The sequence below is a fragment of the Curtobacterium sp. MCLR17_043 genome (genome assembly GCF_003224215.1).
In the GTDB taxonomy this organism is placed as follows: Bacteria; Actinomycetota; Actinomycetes; order Actinomycetales; family Microbacteriaceae; genus Curtobacterium; species Curtobacterium flaccumfaciens.
In genome coordinates, this window is the sequence record NZ_QKLH01000007.1 from 98,785 (window position 1) to 115,887 (window position 17,103).

Below are 17,103 nucleotides of genomic sequence, written 5' to 3' on the forward strand. Positions count from 1 at the left end.
CCGGATGCAGGTGACCGAGGTCTGGCGTGAGGCGTGGCGCGACATCGCTTCCGGAGCCTCGTGGGCAGCGACGTCCGCTGTCGTCCTCGCGGTGCTGCTCGGCGGTGTCGTGGGCCTGCGCGCAGCTGCGGTCGCCGATGACGTCCGAGCGGCTGCGGTGTTCGTCGCGAGCGGTGCGGCGACGACCGTCCAGCGGGCCGAGGGCCGGATCGACGGCCGCGTGTGCAATGCGCTCGTGGATACCGAAGGGGTCATCGCGTCCGGTGCGTTCCGGCGCCTCGACGCCGGGGTCGTCCCCGCCGCGCTGCCGGGCTCGGCGATCCCGACCTACGAGGTGACCGCCGGGGTGCGTGGTCTGCTCGGCGGCTCCGATGCCGACGGCACCGCGGGAGTGATCGTCTCGCCCACGGTGCGCGAGACCCTGGGTCTTGCTGCCGGCGATCGCCTCGTGACGGCGGGCGGTGCGGGCACCGGAGTCGCCGGTGTGTACGACTACCCCGACGACGGCCGGGACCCCGACCTGGAGTACGCGGTCCTCGCGCCGACGGTGGACGACGGGTCGCCGTTCGACGCCTGCTGGGCGACGGTGTGGCCGCAGCGCGACGACACGGTCTCGATGCTCCGGCGCACCGTCCTGCCGGCGAGCGGGGCCGAGGGCGAGGACCGACCGACCGCCGGGCAGCTCAACCCGACGCTGGGCGCGGTCTTCACCCCCGTGGCGCGGCAGCCAGTGCTCGTCCCGTTCGGTGCAGCGGCCCTCGTGGGGCTGACGATCGGCGGGGCAGCGGTCGCACGGCGTCGGCTCGCCCTGGCCTCCGATCGGCACGTCGGGGTACCGCGGAGCGCGCAGGTCCTCGGCGTCGTCCTGCAGCACCTGGTCTGGGCATCGGTCGGGGCGGTGGTCGCGACGAGCGTCGCGGTGGTGTCGGTGCGTGGCCTCGACGTCGACGATGCGCTGCCGATCGCGCGCGAGGCGATCGCGATCGCGTCCCTCGGGCTCGTGGGCGCGCTGCTCGGTGGAGCGCTCGCCGCAGCCGCGATCCGCGAGCGCGCGCTGCACCGCTACTTCCGCTCCCGCTGACCGCGGCCGGCGGGGCGGACGCGCGCCGGGCCTCCCGTCGCCTGCGCGCCCCCGTTCGCCGAAGCGACAGATCGCCGCGAACTGTTCGCAGCGATCTGTCGCTTTGGCGGGTACCTCGCACCGGGATGGCGTGGATCTGTCGTTCTGGCGCCGGCGACCGACGCCCATTTGATTGACGCGTCAACTAAATGGGCGCACACTGGTGCCATGCACACGCAGGACCTCCTCGCCGCCGACACCGGGATGGGTGCCGTCACCCTCCGCGTCGCGAACCTCGACGGGATGATCGGCTACTACCGCGACGGCGTCCAGCTCGCGCTGCTCTCGAACGAGGGCGGCGTCGCCGTGCTGGGGCGACCGGGCGCCGGTGGTCTGGCGATCCCGATCGTGATCCTCGAGCACGCACCGTCGATGCAGCACGCGGCCCCCCACGACGCCGGCCTGTTCCACACCGCGATCCTGTTCGACACCCGGGCAGACCTCGCCGCGGCGCTGTACTCGGTCGCGACGAAGTTCCCGCAGACCTTCACCGGCAGCGCCGACCACCTGGTGAGCAACGCGTTCTACTTCACCGACCCCGAGGGCAACGGCGTCGAGCTGTACTGGGACCGCGACCGCACCGAGTGGTCGTGGACGCACGGCATGGTCGACATGGACACGAAGTACGTCGACCCGAACGCGTTCCTGCAGGAGCACCTGACGCAGGACGCCCTGGACACCGCCGCAGCACGCCCGGGCAAGGTCGGCCATGTGCACCTGTCCGTCGGCGACGTCGACGCCGCGCGCTCCTTCTACGTGGACACCCTCGGCTTCGAGACCACCGCCGGCTTCGGCGACGCCCTGTTCGTCAGCGCGGGCGGGTACCACCACCACATGGCGATGAACACCTGGAACTCCCGCGGGGCCGGGCGCCGCCAGCTCGCCCTCGGGCTCGGACTCGTGCGGATCGAGGTGCCCGGGTCGGACGACCTCGGCGCCCTCGTGTCGCGCATGCACGACACCGGGGTACAGACCGCGGACGACGGCCGAACGGTCGCGTTCGAGGACCCGTGGGCGAACCGCATCGAGGTGACCGCGCCCGGTCGCGGCTGACGATCGGGTCGCGAGGGGCCGACAGGTCAGGCGCTGTTCGAGATCCCGCCGTCCGACGTCAGCAGCTGTCCGTTCACCCACGCGCCCTGCTCCGAGCAGAGGAACCCGACGAGCGCGGCGGTGTCCGACGGGCGTCCGAGTCGGCCGAGCGGGGTGCCCTCGACGGCCCACCCCTTGACCTCGTCGGACATCCAGCCGGTGTCGTTCGGGCCCGGGTTCACCACGTTGGCGCTCACGCCGAGGCTGCCGAGCTCCTTCGCGGCGCCGAACACGATCCGGTCGAGCGCGCCCTTCGACGCCCCGTACGGCAGGTTGTACGCGATGTGGTCGCTCGTCAGCGCGACGATCCGGCGTCGGTCGCGCGGTGCGGCGTCCCCGGCGCGCTCGAGCCCGGCCGCGTAGGACTGCACGAGCAGGAACGGTGCGCGGGCGTTCACGGCGAAGTGGCGGTCCCACGACTCGACGGTCGTGGTGCGGAAGTCGGAGTCGACGGACTCGCAGTGCGACATGACGAGGGCGGTGACCGGAGCGCCGGCTTCCGCCTCGGCGCGGCCGACGAGTGCGGCCGCCTGCTCCGGGTCCTCCAGGTCGACCGGGAGGCGCGTCATCCGTGCTCCCGCCGCCTCGCACTCCTGCACCACCGACTCGACCCCGTCCGGGTCCGCCCCGCCGCTCACGCGGTCGTCGTAGGGCCCCCACCATGAGATGGCGAGGTCCCAGCCGTCGGTCGCCAGCCGGGTGGCGAGCGCTGCGCCGATGCCGGCTCTGCGGCCCACCCCGGTCACCAGGGCGAGGGGTCGTGCGGACGTCATGCGTGCCTCCTGTCCGGCGCTCCGTCGCACCGATCGGCACCCAGTCTGCCGGAACCGGCCACCCGTGTGACCATCGCACCCGGTGTCCTGTCGGCGGACGGCCGACCGCGGGGGCCAAGATGGACGGATGCCACGCACACGACGGCCCTCCCGACCGGGGCGCGGACCCCGCGGCGGTCGCCCGGACCCCCGCGACCTGCCGCTCGAGCACGTCCGCGACCGGATGTCGTCGTACATCTACGGCAACATCACGGTGCTCGCCGTCGCGATCGCGGTGAACCCGGAGCAGATCCACCACGGCGCCGCGGTGGCGACCGTCCTGGCGACCGCGGTGCTGACGTACCTGGCGCACGTGCTCGCGCACCTGGTCGCGCACGGGCTCGGCGACGACGGCGAGGAATCCGCTGCGGACCGCGCTGCGCGCCGCGACTCGGTCGCGACGATCGTCCGGAACGCCAACCCGATCGCGACCTCCGGGCTGATCCCGGCCGTCCTCTACGCGGCGGCGTGGATCGGCTGGCTGCCGGCCGGGTGGGAGCAGATCTCGGCGACCGTGATCCTGGTCGTGCGCATCGGGCTGGTGGGCGTGTTCATGCAGCGGTTCAGTGGGAAGCAGCCGACGTTCCTCGGGTTGTGGGGCGGGATCGTGCTCGCCGCGGTGGCGTTCGTGATCGGTCTCGTCAAGGTGGTGCTGACGCATTGAGTGACCCGCACGCACACACCGGACCCCCCTCCGAACCCACCGCTGCGGACGAGCCGAAGCGCGGCGGGCTGCGGTTCCTGCGCGACCTCGTCATCATCGTCGTCGTGGCGCTGCTGGCGTCGTTCCTGGTCAAGGCGTACCTGGTCCGTTCCTTCTACATCCCCTCGGCCTCGATGCAGAACACGCTGCTCGTCGGGGACCGGGTGCTCGTCAACGAGCTCGTGCCCGGCGTCGTCCCACTGCAGCGCGGTGACGTCGTGGTGTTCCAGGACCCGGGCGGCTGGCTCGGCATGGGCCAGGGCGATGACCTGATCAAGCGCGTCATCGGCCTGCCGGGTGACACGGTGTCGTGCTGCGACGCCCAGGGCCGCCTGTCGGTGAACGGGCACGCGGTGGACGAGCCCTACGTCGTGCTCGAACGCGGGTCGGACCGTGTCGCCGGGAAGGACTTCGAGATCACCGTGCCGAAGGGGCGCATCTGGGTGATGGGCGACAACCGGTACGACTCCGCCGACTCGCGCGTGCACGGCACCGTGCCGGTCGACGACGTCGTGGGGCGGGCCTTCGTGACCACGTGGCCGATCTCGCGGTGGTCGCTGCTGTCCCGGTACGGCGATGAGTGGGACCGGGTCCCGACGCCGTGACCGCTGACGACGAGGGCTTCGGCTACGAGACCGGCGGGGACGACGACCTGTCGATCCACCGGATCGCGACACCGGGCAAGCGGACGGGGACCATCGGTCCACGCCCCGACCACGTCGTGTTCTGGCTCGCCGACGGCCGGGCCAGCCTGACCGCGGACGACGGCGAGCACTGGGAGGTCGGCGCCGAGCGGCCGATGATGCTCTCGGCGTCCGTCGCGTACGGCTTCGAGACCGACGCGACCGCCACGACGCTGCTCCACCTGTCGCCGTCGCTGCTCGGCGACACGGGGGAGTCCTCGGTGTTCGGGCAGCCGGGCGCGGCCGATCCCGCACTCGAACCGCTGCGCGCACTGCTGCGCGAGGCCTCCGGGCGCATCCTCGACCCGGCCCTGCCCGCCGACGACCGTGCGGCCCTGAACCGGCGGATCGCGACCGTCGTCCTGTCGACCTTCGCCCGGTCGCGGACGGACGTCGCGGACCGGATGCGGCGGGCGATCGGCTTCGTGCACGACCACGCCGACCGGGTGCTGACGGTGGCGGACGTCGCGGCGGCCTGCGACCTGAGTGAGCGCGGCCTGCAGGACCTGTTCCGCCGTCGACTCGGCGTCACGCCCATGCAGTACCTGCGTGAGGTCCGGCTCGACCGGGTGCACCTGGAGCTGGGTCGGCCGGGTTCCCGCGCGCTGCTCGTCAGCGAGGTCGCGCGGCGGTGGCGGTTCACCCACCTGGGGCGGTTCGCTGCGTACTACCGGGAACGGTTCGGGGAGCCGCCGCACCAGACCATCGCGCGGAGCGGCACACCCGGAGAACGGTAGTTCTCGCGTTCTTTGCGGATTCCGGCTATCCTGCTCGCGTGGATGCGCGACGGTCCGAACTGGGGCAGTACCTCCGCGCCCGTCGGGCACTCGTCCAGCCCGAGGACGTCGGCCTCACTCGCGAGCCTGGACGACGAGTGGACGGCCTGCGCCGTGAAGAGGTCGCGCGGCTCGCGGGCATCAGCCCCGAGTACTACCTGCGGCTCGAACGCGGCCGCGACCACCAGCCGTCCGACCAGGTGCTCGTGGCGCTCGGCCGGGCCCTGCGGCTCGACCACGAGGCCGTCGACTACCTGCGCCGCCTCGCACACGCCGAACGCCGCCGCCCCGAGGGGGTCGTGCCGCCGGGGCTCGACGACTCGGTCCGGTCGCTCCTGGCGCAGTGGTCGCACACTCCGGCGTTCGTGATGGACCGCAACCAGGACATCATCCTGTCCAACGCCCTGGCGAGCGCACTCGGCCCCGTCTACATGGAGCCGGGCGCGAACCTCGTCCTGCAGATGTTCTCCGAGGCGTCCCGGCAGCACGCGGCCGAGTGGGACCGCACCGCGCACCGGGTCGTCGCCGCACTCCGGCTGCACGCCGAACCCGAGGACCCCCGACTGCAGGAGATCGTCGGCACCCTGACCCTGCAGGACCCGGACTTCGCCCGCATCTGGGCCCGGCACGACGTCGCGGTGCAGCGCACCGGGGTCTCGCGGCACTGGATCGACCCGATCGGCTGGGTCGAGTTCCGCTGGCAGAACCTCGCGATCCCGGGCAGCTCGCACGTGCTCGTGACCTTCTGGGCCGACCCCGGCACCCCCGCAGCCGCGGCCGTCGCGTACCTCGCCGCGCAGGTGCAGCAGGGCACCGCCCGCCGGCAGCCGGTCGCGGGCGAGAGCGCGGTGGGGTAGCCGAGCGGTCGTCGCGGTCGCAGCGGTCGCTGCGCTCGCGGTCAGGCGGTCGTCGCGCCCTCGTCGAGCAGCCCCCGGAGCGTCGTGAGCCGTGCGGCGGACTCCTCGTCCACCGCCGTCCACACTACGAGCACGTGCTCGGGGTCCTCCAGCCGACGCAGCTGCTCCCACCGCAGGTCGATCCGGCCCACGAGCGGGTTCTCGAACGCCGACTCCCCGCGTCGAGCCGGCCGCACCGCGCCGCCGGCCCACTCGGTCGCGAACGTCGTGCTCCGCGCCATCAGCTCGCCCAGGAGCTCCTGGAACCGGTCGTCGGCGTCGTGCTCGTCCAGCGAGTCCCGGAGCATCGCGGCGGTGCGGTGCGCCTCGGCCTCCCAGCCGTCGACCGAGTCCTCGACCCAGGGGTTCAGGAAGGTGAACCGCGCCAGGTTCGTGCCGACGGTGAGGGACGCGGACAGGGCACCGGCGAGCCGGTTCGCCGCCACGACGTCCAGGTGGCGGTCGAAGACCACGACCGGTTCGGCGAGCGCGTCCACGAAGTCCTGGGCCGACGTCGTCGTCGTGCCGTCCTCGTGTTCCATGCGATCACGCTAACCGGCCGGGCCGTGGAGCAGGGGGGAGAAGGGGGCCCCGGCGGGGACCCCGTCGCTGCGCCTCCGCCCCGCAGGGGGACCCCGGCACGGTGTGTCCGACCGTCGGAGGGCACCGTGCGCCGCACCCGGAGCCGCCGGCACGCGCTGCCAGCGGGGGTGACGGGCAACGACAGGGACACGACGGTGAAGGGCCCGCAGCCCTAGCGTGACGACGCCGGGACCCCCCGGTCCCCGCACCACCCCAGACGTTCGTCACGAAGGAGACCCGCAATGGCTGCACCCACCATCGTTCTCGTCCACGGCGCGTTCGCCGACTCCGCCAGCTGGGCACCCGTCACCCGCGAGCTGCTCGACCGCGGCCACACCGTCCTCGTCCCGCCCGTCTACAACCGCAGCCTCGCCGAGGACGCCGCCTCGATCCGCGCCGTCGCCGAGCACGTCGACGGGCCGGTCGTCCTCGCCGGGCACTCGTACGGCGGCGCCGTGATCACCGTCGCCGGCGAGGCTGAGAACGTCGTCGGACTCGTCTACGTCTCCGGCTACGTGCTCGAGGTCGGCGAGAGCCTGGGGCAGCTGCAGGGCGGGTTCCCCGACTCCGACCTCGCCGCGAACCTGGTGTACACGCCGTACCCGGTCGCCGGCGCCGAGGACGGCACCGACGTCTCCGTCGCGATCGACGCGTTCCCGCAGGTCTTCGCCGCCGGGGTCGACCCGCGCGTCGCCGAGGTGCTCGCCGTCTCGCAGCGCCCGCTCTCCGGCGCGGCCTTCGGCGAGCCGGCGTCCGCCGCCGCGTGGAAGACCACCCCCGCGTGGGCAATCGTCTCGTCCGACGACCACACCATCAACCCCGAGGTCGAGCGCTTCGGCTCCTCCCGCGCCGGCATCACCGACGTGACCGAGCTCGCCGCCCCGCACCTCGTCATGCAGACCCACCCGAAGGACGTCGCCGACGTCATCGAGCGGGCCGTCGCCGCGACCAGCGCGACCGACGCCGCCGCCTGACCCGACCATCCCTGGAGGCGCGGTGCGCGCCCGACGCACACCGCGCCTCCAGGATGTCCCCGTCCCACCCCAGGAGGCGACGTGACCACGGAACGCACCACCGAAGCACCCCGCGGCGGCGCCCTGGCGCCGCTCGCGATCCCGGTCTTCCGCGCCCTGTGGATCGCGGTGCTGGTGAGCAACATCGGCAGCTGGATGCAGACCGTCGGCGCGCAGTGGCTGCTCGTCGACGAGCACGCCGCACCCGTCGTCGTCGCCCTCGTGCAGACCGCGTCGAGCCTGCCGGTGCTGCTCGTCGGGATCCCCGCCGGGGTGATCGGCGAGTTCGTCGACCGGCGGCGGCTGCTCATCGGCGTGCAGGCGTTCCAGGTGGTCGTCGGCGTCGTGATGACCGTGCTCACCGCGACCGGAGACATGACCCCGGCGCTCCTGCTCACCGTCACGTTCCTGCTCGGTACCGCCTCGGCGCTCCAGCTGCCCGCGTACCAGGCGCTCGTGCCCGAGATCGTGCCGCGCGCCGCGATCACCGACGCCGCGGCGCTCAGCTCCGTCGGCGTCAACGTCGCCCGGGCGATCGGACCGGCGCTCGCCGGGGTGGTGATCGCGCAGCTCGGCGTGCCGTTCGTGTTCGCCGCCAACGCGCTGTCGTTCGCGCTCTTCCTGGTGGTGCTCGTCGCCTGGCGCGGCTACCAGCGCCCCGAGACGCGGGCCGAACCGTTCATCGACGCCACCCGCGCCGGGCTGCGGTACGTCCTGCACGCGGCGGTCGTCCGCCGGCTGCTCGTGCAGCTCGCCGTCTTCATGGTGCCCGCGAACGCGCTGTGGGCACTCCTGCCGCTCGTCGCCGACGGCTCGCTCGGCCTGTCCTCCGGCGGGTACGGACTGCTGCTCGCCGCCGTCGGCACCGGGTCGGTCGGCGGGGCGTTCCTGATGCCTGCGGTCCGTGCGCGGCTCGGCATCGGCCGCACGGTCGGCATCGCCTCGGTGGTGTTCGGCGTCTGCACCACGGTCGTCGCGCTCGTCCCCGTGCTGGCGGTCGTGCTCGTCGCGCTGCTGGTCGGCGGGGTGGCCTGGATCGCGGTGGTGACGACACTGAACGGCACCGTGCAGGCGTTCCTGCCCGCCTGGGTCCGGACCCGCGGGCTCGCCGCCTACCAGCTCGTGCTCTTCGGCTGCACCGCGATCGGTGCGGCGCTCGCCGGCGCGGTCGCCACACCGCTCGGGGTGACGGGGGTGCTCGCCGGAGCCGGAGTCCTCACCGCGCTGAGTGCCGCACTGCTGCTCGTGTCCGGGTTCCCGGTGCTCACCGACCGGCAGCGCGCCGTGACGCCGATGCCCTTCGGGGACGAGGTGTTCGTGGCGGACGACCACGGCGCGGCGACGGGGGAGACCCTCGTGCTGCTGCACTGGACGGTCCCGGCGGATGCGGTCGACCAGTTCCGGGAGCGTGCCGAGCGGCTCGGGCGGAGTCGTCGGCGGACCGGTGCCCGTGACTGGAACCTCTACCGGGACGCCGCGACCGGGCCGGACGCCTGGGTCGAGGCGTTCCGGGTGGGGTCGTGGCAGGAGCACGTCGACCAGCACGAGGTCCGGCAGACCGGGGACGACGCGCGGACCCTGCAGTCGGTGCGCGAGGTCGCTGGCGAGCCGCGCGTGGAGCACCTGGTCGCGGAGGGGGTGGGTAGCCCGTCGTCGGGGTGACGGGTGGGGTCAGCGGCCGGTCGTGGTGGCGGGCGGGGTCAGCAGCCCGTCGTGGTGGCGGGCGGGGTCAGCGGCCGGTCGTGGTGGCGGGTGGTTGTCAGCAGCCGGTCGTGGTGAGGGTCACCGTCGCGACCGTGCCGTCGGACACCTTGGTCGTCTGCGGGCACAGGTCACCGGCGCGGACCGTGACCTTGCCGAGGGGGACGCCCGCGAATTCGGCCGTTCCACCCGGGAACACCCGCTGGTGCTCGGAGAGCTTGCCGGTCGAGGCGAACACCTTGACCTCGTAGGGGTGGTCGGCGGCGTTCGACGACACCGTGACCGACACCTGGCCGGTGGAGTCGTGGGCGCCACAGCCGGCGAGGGCCAGGAGCGCGGCCACGCCGAGGACGGTTGCGGGGACGACTCGGAGCACGACGACCAGGGTACGCCGACGCGCCCGACGATCTGCGCCCTCCGGACTGGGGCCAGGCCCTGTCCGTTCAGCGCGTTACCGTGGAAGCATGCAGCCGGAAACCGCGATGTCCGTGCCCGCGCCGACCGGGGCCGATGCCGTCCGGCGAGCGGCCCTGATCGCGGCGCTCGACGTGGTCGACGGTGGCGTCGAGGAACGGTTCGAACGGATCACCCGCATCGCGCGCGAGGCCCTCGGGGTCTCCGGCTCCTTCCTCAACCTGGCCGGCGAGACCACCCTGACGATCAAGTCGCAGCAGAGCGACGCAGCCTTCGGGCCGGTCATCCCGCTGCAGGACACCTTCTGCGGACGGACCCTGGGCGAGCAGGGGCCCGTGGTCGTCCCGGATGCCCGCGAGGACGCCCGGTACGCGGACCTGCCGATGGTGCTCGGTGACCCGAACGTCCGGTTCTACGCCGGGGTCGGGCTCCGTGCCGGCGACGACGACCTGAAGATCGGCACCCTCTGCCTGATCGACCCCGAGCCGCGCACCCTCGACACCGACGAGCTCGAACTGCTGCAGGAACTCGGCGTCTGGGCGGAGCGCGAACTGCTCGCCGGAGCCGACGAGGACCGCCTGCGCACCGTGCTCAACGGCCTGCAGCCGACCGAGGTGCAGGTTCCCGGGTACCGGATCACGGGGATGTCGATCCCGCACGGGCTCGTCTCCGGTGACTTCCACGACTGGCACCGCTCCGGCGAGGACTCGATCCACCTGACCGTGTCCGACGTCATGGGCAAGGGGATGTCCGCCGGGCTCCTCGCCGCGAACATCCGCGGAGGCCTGCTCGCCCGCGGCGACCAGGACCCGGGCACCGCCGTCGCCGAACTCGAGGCGCAGGTCGCCCCCGAGCTCAGCCGTGCCGAGTCCTTCGCGACGATGTTCCACGGCCGACTGGCCCCGTCCACCGGGCGACTCGACTTCGCCGACGCCGGCCACGGGCTCGTGCTGCAGCTCCGTGACGACGGTGCCGAGCGGATCCTGCGGTCGTCGGACCTGCCGATCGGGCTGCACCCCGCCGGGATGCCCCGCGCGGCCGGGTCGCTCGTGCTCCGGCCCGGTGACGTGCTCATCGTCGTGACCGACGGCGCGCTCGAGCTCTGGGACTCCACGCTCGCGTCGCTGTCCGAGCTGGGGTCGCTGTACCGGGAGTCCCCGGACGTCGAGACGTTCCTGCAGCGGGTGCGCGCACGCGTCGCCGAGCACGACCCGGGCGACGACCTGACCGTCGTCGTCGTGGCGCGCGACGCCGTCGAGGCGCTCGAGGCCTGACCGGTCGAGAACTGTCGGCTGGCTCGTCGGCGGTCACGCGGCGGGTCGTCGCCGGCCGAGTGGTCGCGACGTGTCGTGCGTGGGCCGCCGAGTGGTCACGAACCGTCGGCTGGCGGGGCGTTGGCCGACGGTTCGTGACCGTTCGCCGGACCTGAGCGGGGTGTCGTGACCGTCCGGCCGGCGACGGGCGTCACGCGGCGAGTGGTCGCGACGTGTCGTGGGTGGGCCGCCGGGTGGTCACGAACCGTCGGTCGGCGGGGCCTCGGCCGACGGTTCGTGACCGTTCGCCGGACCTGAGCGGGGTGTCGTGACCGTTCGGCCGGCGACGGGCGTCACGCGGCGAGGGGTCGCGACGTGTCGTGCGTGGGGTGCCGAGTGGTCGCGAACCGTCGGTTGGCGGGGCCTCGGCCGACGGTTCGTGACCGCACGACAGACGTGAGCGGGGTGTCGTGACCGTCCGGGCCACGCCACGCCACACCACGCGCCGGCCGGGCGCGGCGTCAGGCGCCGAGGCGCTCGATCAGCTCGGCGTAGCGCGCAGCCGTGCGCTCGACGATCTCGTCCGGGAGCACCGGCGGCGTGCCCTGGCGGTCCCAGTGCGCGCTGAGCCAGTCCCGCACGATCTGCTTGTCGAACGAGTCGGTGCGGTCGGCGGAGCGGGCGTCCCAGTAGCGGCTGGAGTCGCTCGTCAGGACCTCGTCGGCGATGCGGATCCGGCCGGTGGCGTCCTGCCCGAACTCGAACTTGGTGTCGGCGATGACGACGTCCCGCTCGAGCGCGATGGCCGCGGCCTCGGTGTAGACGTGCAGCGAGAGCTCGCGCAGGGTGGCGGCGGTCTCGGCACCGACCAGGTCGACGGTCTGCTCGTACGAGATGTTCTCGTCGTGCTCGCCCTGGGCCGCCTTGTACGCCGGCGTGTAGATCGGTTCCGGCAGGCGGTCACCGTTGGAGAGCCCCGCGGGGAGCGCGACGCCGCACACGCTGCCGGTCTCCTGGTACTCGGCCCAGCCGCTGCCGACCAGGTACCCGCGCACGACGCACTCGACGGGGAACATCGTGAGCGGCATGACGTGCATCGACCGTGCCTCGACCTCGGCCGGCACGGGGGTGCCACCGGAGGACGGACCGATGATGTGGTTCGGGACGTCGCTCAGCTGGGTGAACCAGAACCGCGACAGGCGGGTCAGCAGCTCGCCCTTGCCCGGGATCGGCGGCTCGAGCGCGAAGTCGTACGCGCTGACCCGGTCCGAGGCGACGAGCAGCAGCTCGGACGCGCTCGCCAGGTCGGCGGTGCCCTCGGGCACGTAGAGCTCGCGGACCTTGCCGGACGAGACGTGCCGCCAGCCGGCGATCGGCGCGGGGGCGGTCACTTCGCGACCTTCGCGGCGATGTCGGTGCGGAACTGCGCGCCCTCGAGCGTGATGTCGCCGAGCCCGGCGTAGGCACGTTCACGGGCCTGGGCGAAGTCGGACCCGGTCGCCACGACGCTGAGCACCCGGCCACCCGTGGCGACGAGCGTGTCGTCGAGGACGCCGGTGGCGGCGTGCGCGACCGAGACGCCGTCGCGGGCGTTCGCGTCGTCGATGCCGGTGATCGGTCGACCGGTCTGCGGGTTCTCCGGGTAGCCCTCGCTCGCCAGGACGACGGTCACGGCGACCTCGTCGCGGAACACGGGCGCGGGCACGGCACCGAGCTGCCCGGTGGCGGCGGCCAGCAGGAGTTCGCTGAGCGGCGTGGCCAGGCGGGGGAGCACGACCTGCGTCTCCGGGTCACCGAAGCGCGCGTTGAACTCGATCACGCGGACGCCCTGCTCGGTGACGATGAGGCCGCAGTACAGGAGTCCGACGAACGGCGTGCCCTCGTGCTCGAGACGACGGACGGTCGGCAGCGCGACGAGCTCGGTGACCTCGTCGACGAAGGCCTGCTCGGACGGCCAGCGGTCGGCGAGCCACGGCAGCGGCGAGTATGCGCCCATGCCGCCCGTGTTCGGTCCGAGGTCGCCGTCGGCCAGGCGCTTGTAGTCCTGCGCGGGGCTGAGCGCGCGGACGTCGTGCCCGTCGCTCAGGAAGAACAAGGAGACCTCTTCGCCGTCGAGGAACTCCTCGACCACGACGTGTCCGTGCTGGAGCCAGTAGGTGGCGTGGTCGATCGCGGCCTGGCGGTCGTCGGTCACGAGCACGCCCTTGCCGGCGGCGAGCCCGTCGGCCTTGACCACGTACGGGGCGCCGAGCTCGTCGATCGCGGCGACGGCTTCGTCCGCCGTGCCCGCGTAGACCGGACGCCCCGTGGGCACACCGGCTTCGCCCATGATCCGCTTAGCGAACGCCTTCGAGCCCTCGAGCTGCGCGGCGGCCTTGCCCGGCCCGAACACCGGGATGCCGCGGGTGCGCACCGGGTCGGCCACGCCGGCGATGAGCGGGGCCTCTGGGCCCACGACGACGAGCTCGACGTCGTTCTCGATGGCGTACTCGGCGACGAGCGCACCGTTGGTGGGGTCGAGGGAGACGGTCTCGACGTCGGCGGCGATGCCGGCGTTGCCGGGCGCTGCCGTGATGACGTGACCCGCATGCTCAGCGAGGAGGGCCGTGATGATCGCGTGCTCGCGGGCACCGGAACCGAGGACGAGGATTCGCACCCGATCACCCTACCCAGCCCGACTCGCCGCCCGCGATGCGAGGGCTAGCCTGTGGAGATGCCACCCAGGAGGATCGAGGACGCTGACGGGCGCGCGGCACTGGCCGCCGTGCGCCGTGGGGAGACGGCCCGACCGGCCGTCGCGACCGCGGTGCGGTGGACGTTGCAGTGCCTGGCGGACGAGGTCCCGGGCAACAGCGTCGAGGTTCGGGTGCCGCCCTTCGCCGCCGTCCAGGCCGTGCCCGGACCCCGGCACACCCGTGGCACGCCGCCGAACGTGGTCGAGACCGACGCCACCACGTGGCTGGCACTCGCGTCCGGTGAGCTGACCTGGGCCGAGGCGGTCGCGCAGTCGCGCGTCAGTGCCTCGGGCTCGCGCGCCGACCTGACGGCGTTCCTGCCGGTCCGGCTGCCCGCCCCTGGCGCCTGACCCTGCGAGCCGCCGGCACCGATCCGCCGGCACCGAGCCGCCGCGGCGAAAGCGCCTGCGGAGAACTCCCGCGGGAATTAGGTAGTGCCTACCGATGCGCTCGCATCGACCGGGTTCCTAAGCTTGAAGTCGCCGGGATTCGGACCCGACCCGAACGGGTCCGAACCCGGCGACAGGCACCAAGGTACGCGATGTTCCACACAACGTGTCAATCGCAGCGGCGCGTCGTGCTGCAATCCGCAACGTTCTTGCGTGCGCGACAGCCGACGCGGAACGCGGAGTCGGCCGCGCCGAGTACCGAGCAGTTCAGAGCAGCTCGCTGAGCTCCGACCGCGCGTGCAGGTCCCACTTCGCGAAGACACGCGACAGGTGCGCGTCGATCGTCCGCGTCGAGAGCCCGAGGGACTCCGCGATCCGCCGGTTGCTCAGCCCCTGCGCGGCGAGTTCGGCGACCTCGTACTCGCGCTTCGTCAGCGGCGGTTTCGAGTGTCCCGCGGTCACGGAGATGCCGTGTGCCGCGAGCAGTCCCTGCGCCGCGATCACCCGCGTCCGGTCGCTGGCGCGCACGGCGTCGGCGTACTCGATCACCGCGGCGGCGAGGGGCCCGTCGACGCGGGTGGCGGCCTCGCGCATCCGCTCGAGCGAGCCGGTCGAGTCGCGCCCCTGCGCCATGCCGACCGCGTGGTGCAGGGCGTACCCGTACATCACGTGCGTCCACGAGCCGTTCGCCGTGCTGCGTTCGATGATCTCGTCGGCGTGCTGCAGTCCGGCCGGGTTGCCGAGCACGGCCTCGGTCCAGGCGATCGACACGGCGACCTGCTCGCCGGTGATGCGCATCGCCCGTTGCGGGGTGGTCCGGGCTCGTTCGAGCGCGCTGGCGGCTGCTTCCGGGCGTCCGCCGTACGCGAGCGCCAGGGCCAGCCGCGCCCAGGGGTAGGCAGCGAACCCGCCGTGGTCGGCGATGTCGTACCGCTCGCACGCCGCCGAGAACGCGGCGACGGCGTCGTCCCAGCGGCGCTGTGCGATCGCCAGGTTGCCCTGGCCGATGAGCTCGAGCGTGAAGTCGTACTTCAGGTAGGGGCTGGACCGGCCCGCCGGCACCTCGATGATCAGGTCGTCCAGGTCGCCGCGCCACATCTGCACCTGGTGCAGGACGGAGGAGTTCTCGCCGACGCTCCAGGGCGCTGCCTCGACGTGGGCCACGGCGGTGGCCAGGGCGCGGTGGCCGAGCGCGGACGCGTCGTCCAGCCGGCCGGCGGTCGCCAAGGCCATCACGGCGCAGGGTGCGACGGCGAGGAACGACATCGGCATCGTCGGGGCGTCCACGATGCCGCTGCGCTCGATCTCGGCCCGGACCTCGGCGAAGTCGCCGCCCCAGCCCTGGTGCGCCATCCGCAGCAGCCGGAGCCGTTCGACGGCCTCGTCGGACACGACCAGGCGCGTGGCGGCATCGGTCAGGGCGACCGCCGCCGCGATGTCGTCGTCGTGGAACTGGCGGATGTTCGCCAGGGTCTCGCACGCTTCGATGACGGCCTCGTCGGTGACGTCGCCGACGTGCCGCTTCGCCACGGCCCAGGCGGCTTCGGCGTCGGCGCGGCCGGCTTCACGGCCGTCCGAGTACGAGTACGCCAGCGAGCGGAGGCAGTGCGCCGCGACCTGTTCGGTGGGGGTGAGCGTCGTGCGGAGCGCTGCCGAGGCCAGGGCGATCGCGCTCTCGTGCTCCTGCAGCCGCACGGCGACCTGCGCCGCGTCGAGCAGCTGGTCGACCGACGGCAGGACCCCGCACTCGAGCGACCACAGTGCGGCACGCAGGCGTGCGGCGGGCGGTGCGCCCTCGGGCCGATCGGTGCGGAAGGCGTTGGCGCGCGCGAAGAGTGCCGTTCGCCGGGCCACCGGCACCAGGGTGCGGATGACCTCGCCGACGAGCGGGTGCGACGGCCGGACGACCGCGGCACCGTCGTCGAGCGAGTCGATGCGGACCAGGCCGAGCGCGACGACCCGGTCGACGTCCCCGCCGGTCACCAGGCCGAGCAGGCGGGCGAGCGGGATCGGGTCGGCGAGGGCGACGATGTCGACGACGTCGCGCAGGTCCTCCGGCAGCGACCCGAGTTCGGTGCGGTACATGTCCGCGAGGCTGTCCGACGCGGTCACGCGCCCGCGCCAGTACCACCCGGTCGCGGTGTGGTCGAGGGCGCCGGAGACCCGCGCCGCACGGACCACCTCGCGCAGGTACAGCGGGTTGCCGGCGGTGGCGCGGTGGACGCGCTCGGCCGAGGCGTTCTCGAGCGGCGAGCCCAGCGCCTCGGCCACGAGCGCCGCGGTCTCGTGCAGCGCCAGGGGCTGCAGGTCGATGCGCTCGAGCAGGTCGTCCTGCCACAGCGCGCGGAGCGGCTCGGGGAGCGCCGTGAAGTCGCGGCAGGTCAGGACGAGCCGAGCACCCTGCCGGCGGACCAGCCAGGCGACGTACCGCGCGGAGATCGCGTCGAGGTGGTCGGCGTCGTCCACGCGGAGCAGGACGTCGCGGTCGACGAGGTCCTCGATCGCACGGAAGCGCTGCTCGGCGCCGGTATCGTCGGACAGCTCCGAGATGGACGCCGGCAACTCGCCGAAGCGCTCGGCGACGGCGCCGAAGGGCATCGACCGGCTCGCGGCGACCGCCGTGATCGGCACGACGACGGTGCGGCCGGTGCCGTCGCGACCGGCGACGCGGTCGGTGACCCGCGCCGCAGCGGTGCTCTTGCCGATGCCGGGGGCACCGACGAGCGCGACGCTCCATCGGTGCTCGGCGACGACGGCGACGGCGCGGTCCTCTTCCGCGCGCTGTGCGACGGGCCAGGCCACGCGGGCGGGGGCGGCCGGTCGGCGTCGGCGGGCGGGTGCGGTTCGTTCACGCATCCGACACACCTCCTCCGCTTGGGATACCGACCAGTAGCGACCATCCTCTCCCGGATCGGTCGCCGCGCACAGGCCGCG

The 17,103-nt window shown here is 73.3% G+C and carries 16 protein-coding genes; 10 read left to right on the forward strand and 6 right to left on the reverse strand.

Going from position 1 to position 17,103, the window contains the following annotated elements; all coding sequences use genetic code 11:
• Positions 1-4: 4 nt before the first annotated feature.
• Entirely contained in the window at positions 5-1,081 is a 1,077-nt protein-coding gene (locus DEJ03_RS08675; RefSeq protein ID WP_110864310.1) for a hypothetical protein, read from the forward strand.
• Positions 1,082-1,288: 207 nt separating this feature from the next.
• Entirely contained in the window at positions 1,289-2,173 is an 885-nt protein-coding gene (locus tag DEJ03_RS08680) for a VOC family protein (RefSeq protein WP_110864311.1), read from the forward strand.
• A gap of 26 nt (positions 2,174-2,199) precedes the next feature.
• Here the strand turns inward: DEJ03_RS08680 and DEJ03_RS08685 are convergent, their stop codons facing one another.
• Complete coding sequence (locus DEJ03_RS08685) at positions 2,200-2,985, reverse strand: SDR family oxidoreductase (RefSeq protein WP_110864312.1); 786 nt, start codon at positions 2,983-2,985, stop codon at positions 2,200-2,202.
• Between the two features lie 127 nt (positions 2,986-3,112).
• Between DEJ03_RS08685 and DEJ03_RS08690 the strand changes: the two genes are divergently transcribed.
• Genes DEJ03_RS08690 through DEJ03_RS08705 form a run of 4 tightly spaced genes read left to right on the forward strand, consistent with a single transcriptional unit; the run spans position 3,113 to position 6,043 of the window.
• Positions 3,113-3,688 carry a hypothetical protein gene (locus DEJ03_RS08690; RefSeq protein WP_146237690.1) on the forward strand — a complete coding sequence of 192 codons (576 nt, stop codon included), beginning with the start codon at positions 3,113-3,115 and terminating at the stop codon, positions 3,686-3,688.
• Complete coding sequence (gene lepB / locus DEJ03_RS08695) at positions 3,685-4,332, forward strand: signal peptidase I (RefSeq protein WP_110864314.1); 648 nt, start codon at positions 3,685-3,687, stop codon at positions 4,330-4,332. Before DEJ03_RS08690 ends, lepB begins: the two co-directional genes overlap by 4 nt.
• The gene (locus tag DEJ03_RS08700) at positions 4,329-5,147 is read left to right on the forward strand and encodes a helix-turn-helix transcriptional regulator (protein WP_146237691.1); all 819 of its coding nucleotides are present in this window, start codon (positions 4,329-4,331) and stop codon (positions 5,145-5,147) included. The genes lepB and DEJ03_RS08700 overlap by 4 nt, the downstream gene beginning before the upstream one ends.
• A 38-nt stretch (positions 5,148-5,185) precedes the next feature.
• Positions 5,186-6,043 (forward strand): helix-turn-helix domain-containing protein, encoded by an 858-nt coding sequence (locus DEJ03_RS08705; protein ID WP_110864316.1) that lies wholly within the window; start codon positions 5,186-5,188, stop codon positions 6,041-6,043.
• 41 nt (positions 6,044-6,084) lie between these two features.
• Here DEJ03_RS08705 and DEJ03_RS08710 read toward each other — a convergent pair whose 3' ends face one another.
• Complete coding sequence (locus DEJ03_RS08710) at positions 6,085-6,624, reverse strand: hypothetical protein (RefSeq protein ID WP_110864317.1); 540 nt, start codon at positions 6,622-6,624, stop codon at positions 6,085-6,087.
• Between the two features lie 282 nt (positions 6,625-6,906).
• Here DEJ03_RS08710 and DEJ03_RS08715 point away from each other — a divergent pair, with 282 nt between their 5' ends.
• Both DEJ03_RS08715 and DEJ03_RS08720 read left to right on the forward strand, forming a co-directional pair.
• Entirely contained in the window at positions 6,907-7,638 is a 732-nt protein-coding gene (locus DEJ03_RS08715; protein WP_071405844.1) for an alpha/beta fold hydrolase, read from the forward strand.
• A gap of 81 nt (positions 7,639-7,719) precedes the next feature.
• Positions 7,720-9,339, forward strand: coding sequence for an MFS transporter (locus DEJ03_RS08720; RefSeq protein WP_110864318.1), 1,620 nt, complete (start codon positions 7,720-7,722; stop codon positions 9,337-9,339).
• Between the two features lie 97 nt (positions 9,340-9,436).
• On the opposite strand, the gene DEJ03_RS08725 is transcribed toward DEJ03_RS08720, so the two are convergent.
• On the reverse strand, positions 9,437-9,754 hold the full coding sequence (locus DEJ03_RS08725; RefSeq protein WP_110864319.1) for a hypothetical protein: 318 nt from the start codon (positions 9,752-9,754) through the stop codon (positions 9,437-9,439).
• A gap of 88 nt (positions 9,755-9,842) precedes the next feature.
• Between DEJ03_RS08725 and DEJ03_RS08730 the strand changes: the two genes are divergently transcribed.
• Positions 9,843-11,066, forward strand: a complete 1,224-nt coding sequence (locus tag DEJ03_RS08730; protein ID WP_110864320.1) for a PP2C family protein-serine/threonine phosphatase — start codon at positions 9,843-9,845, stop codon at positions 11,064-11,066.
• Positions 11,067-11,566: 500 nt separating this feature from the next.
• On the opposite strand, the gene DEJ03_RS08735 is transcribed toward DEJ03_RS08730, so the two are convergent.
• Complete coding sequence (locus tag DEJ03_RS08735) at positions 11,567-12,436, reverse strand: phosphoribosylaminoimidazolesuccinocarboxamide synthase (RefSeq protein WP_071248348.1); 870 nt, start codon at positions 12,434-12,436, stop codon at positions 11,567-11,569.
• Positions 12,433-13,701, reverse strand: a complete 1,269-nt coding sequence (gene purD / locus DEJ03_RS08740) for a phosphoribosylamine--glycine ligase (protein WP_110864321.1) — start codon at positions 13,699-13,701, stop codon at positions 12,433-12,435. Before purD ends, DEJ03_RS08735 begins: the two co-directional genes overlap by 4 nt.
• A 57-nt stretch (positions 13,702-13,758) precedes the next feature.
• On the opposite strand from purD, the gene DEJ03_RS08745 reads away from it, so the two are divergent.
• Positions 13,759-14,130: a sterol carrier family protein gene (locus tag DEJ03_RS08745; RefSeq protein WP_071248502.1), complete on the forward strand. Its 372-nt coding sequence runs from the start codon at positions 13,759-13,761 to the stop codon at positions 14,128-14,130.
• A 306-nt stretch (positions 14,131-14,436) separates the two neighbouring features.
• On the opposite strand, the gene DEJ03_RS08750 is transcribed toward DEJ03_RS08745, so the two are convergent.
• Complete coding sequence (locus DEJ03_RS08750) at positions 14,437-17,025, reverse strand: LuxR C-terminal-related transcriptional regulator (RefSeq protein ID WP_146237692.1); 2,589 nt, start codon at positions 17,023-17,025, stop codon at positions 14,437-14,439.
• Positions 17,026-17,103: the final 78 nt, after the last annotated feature.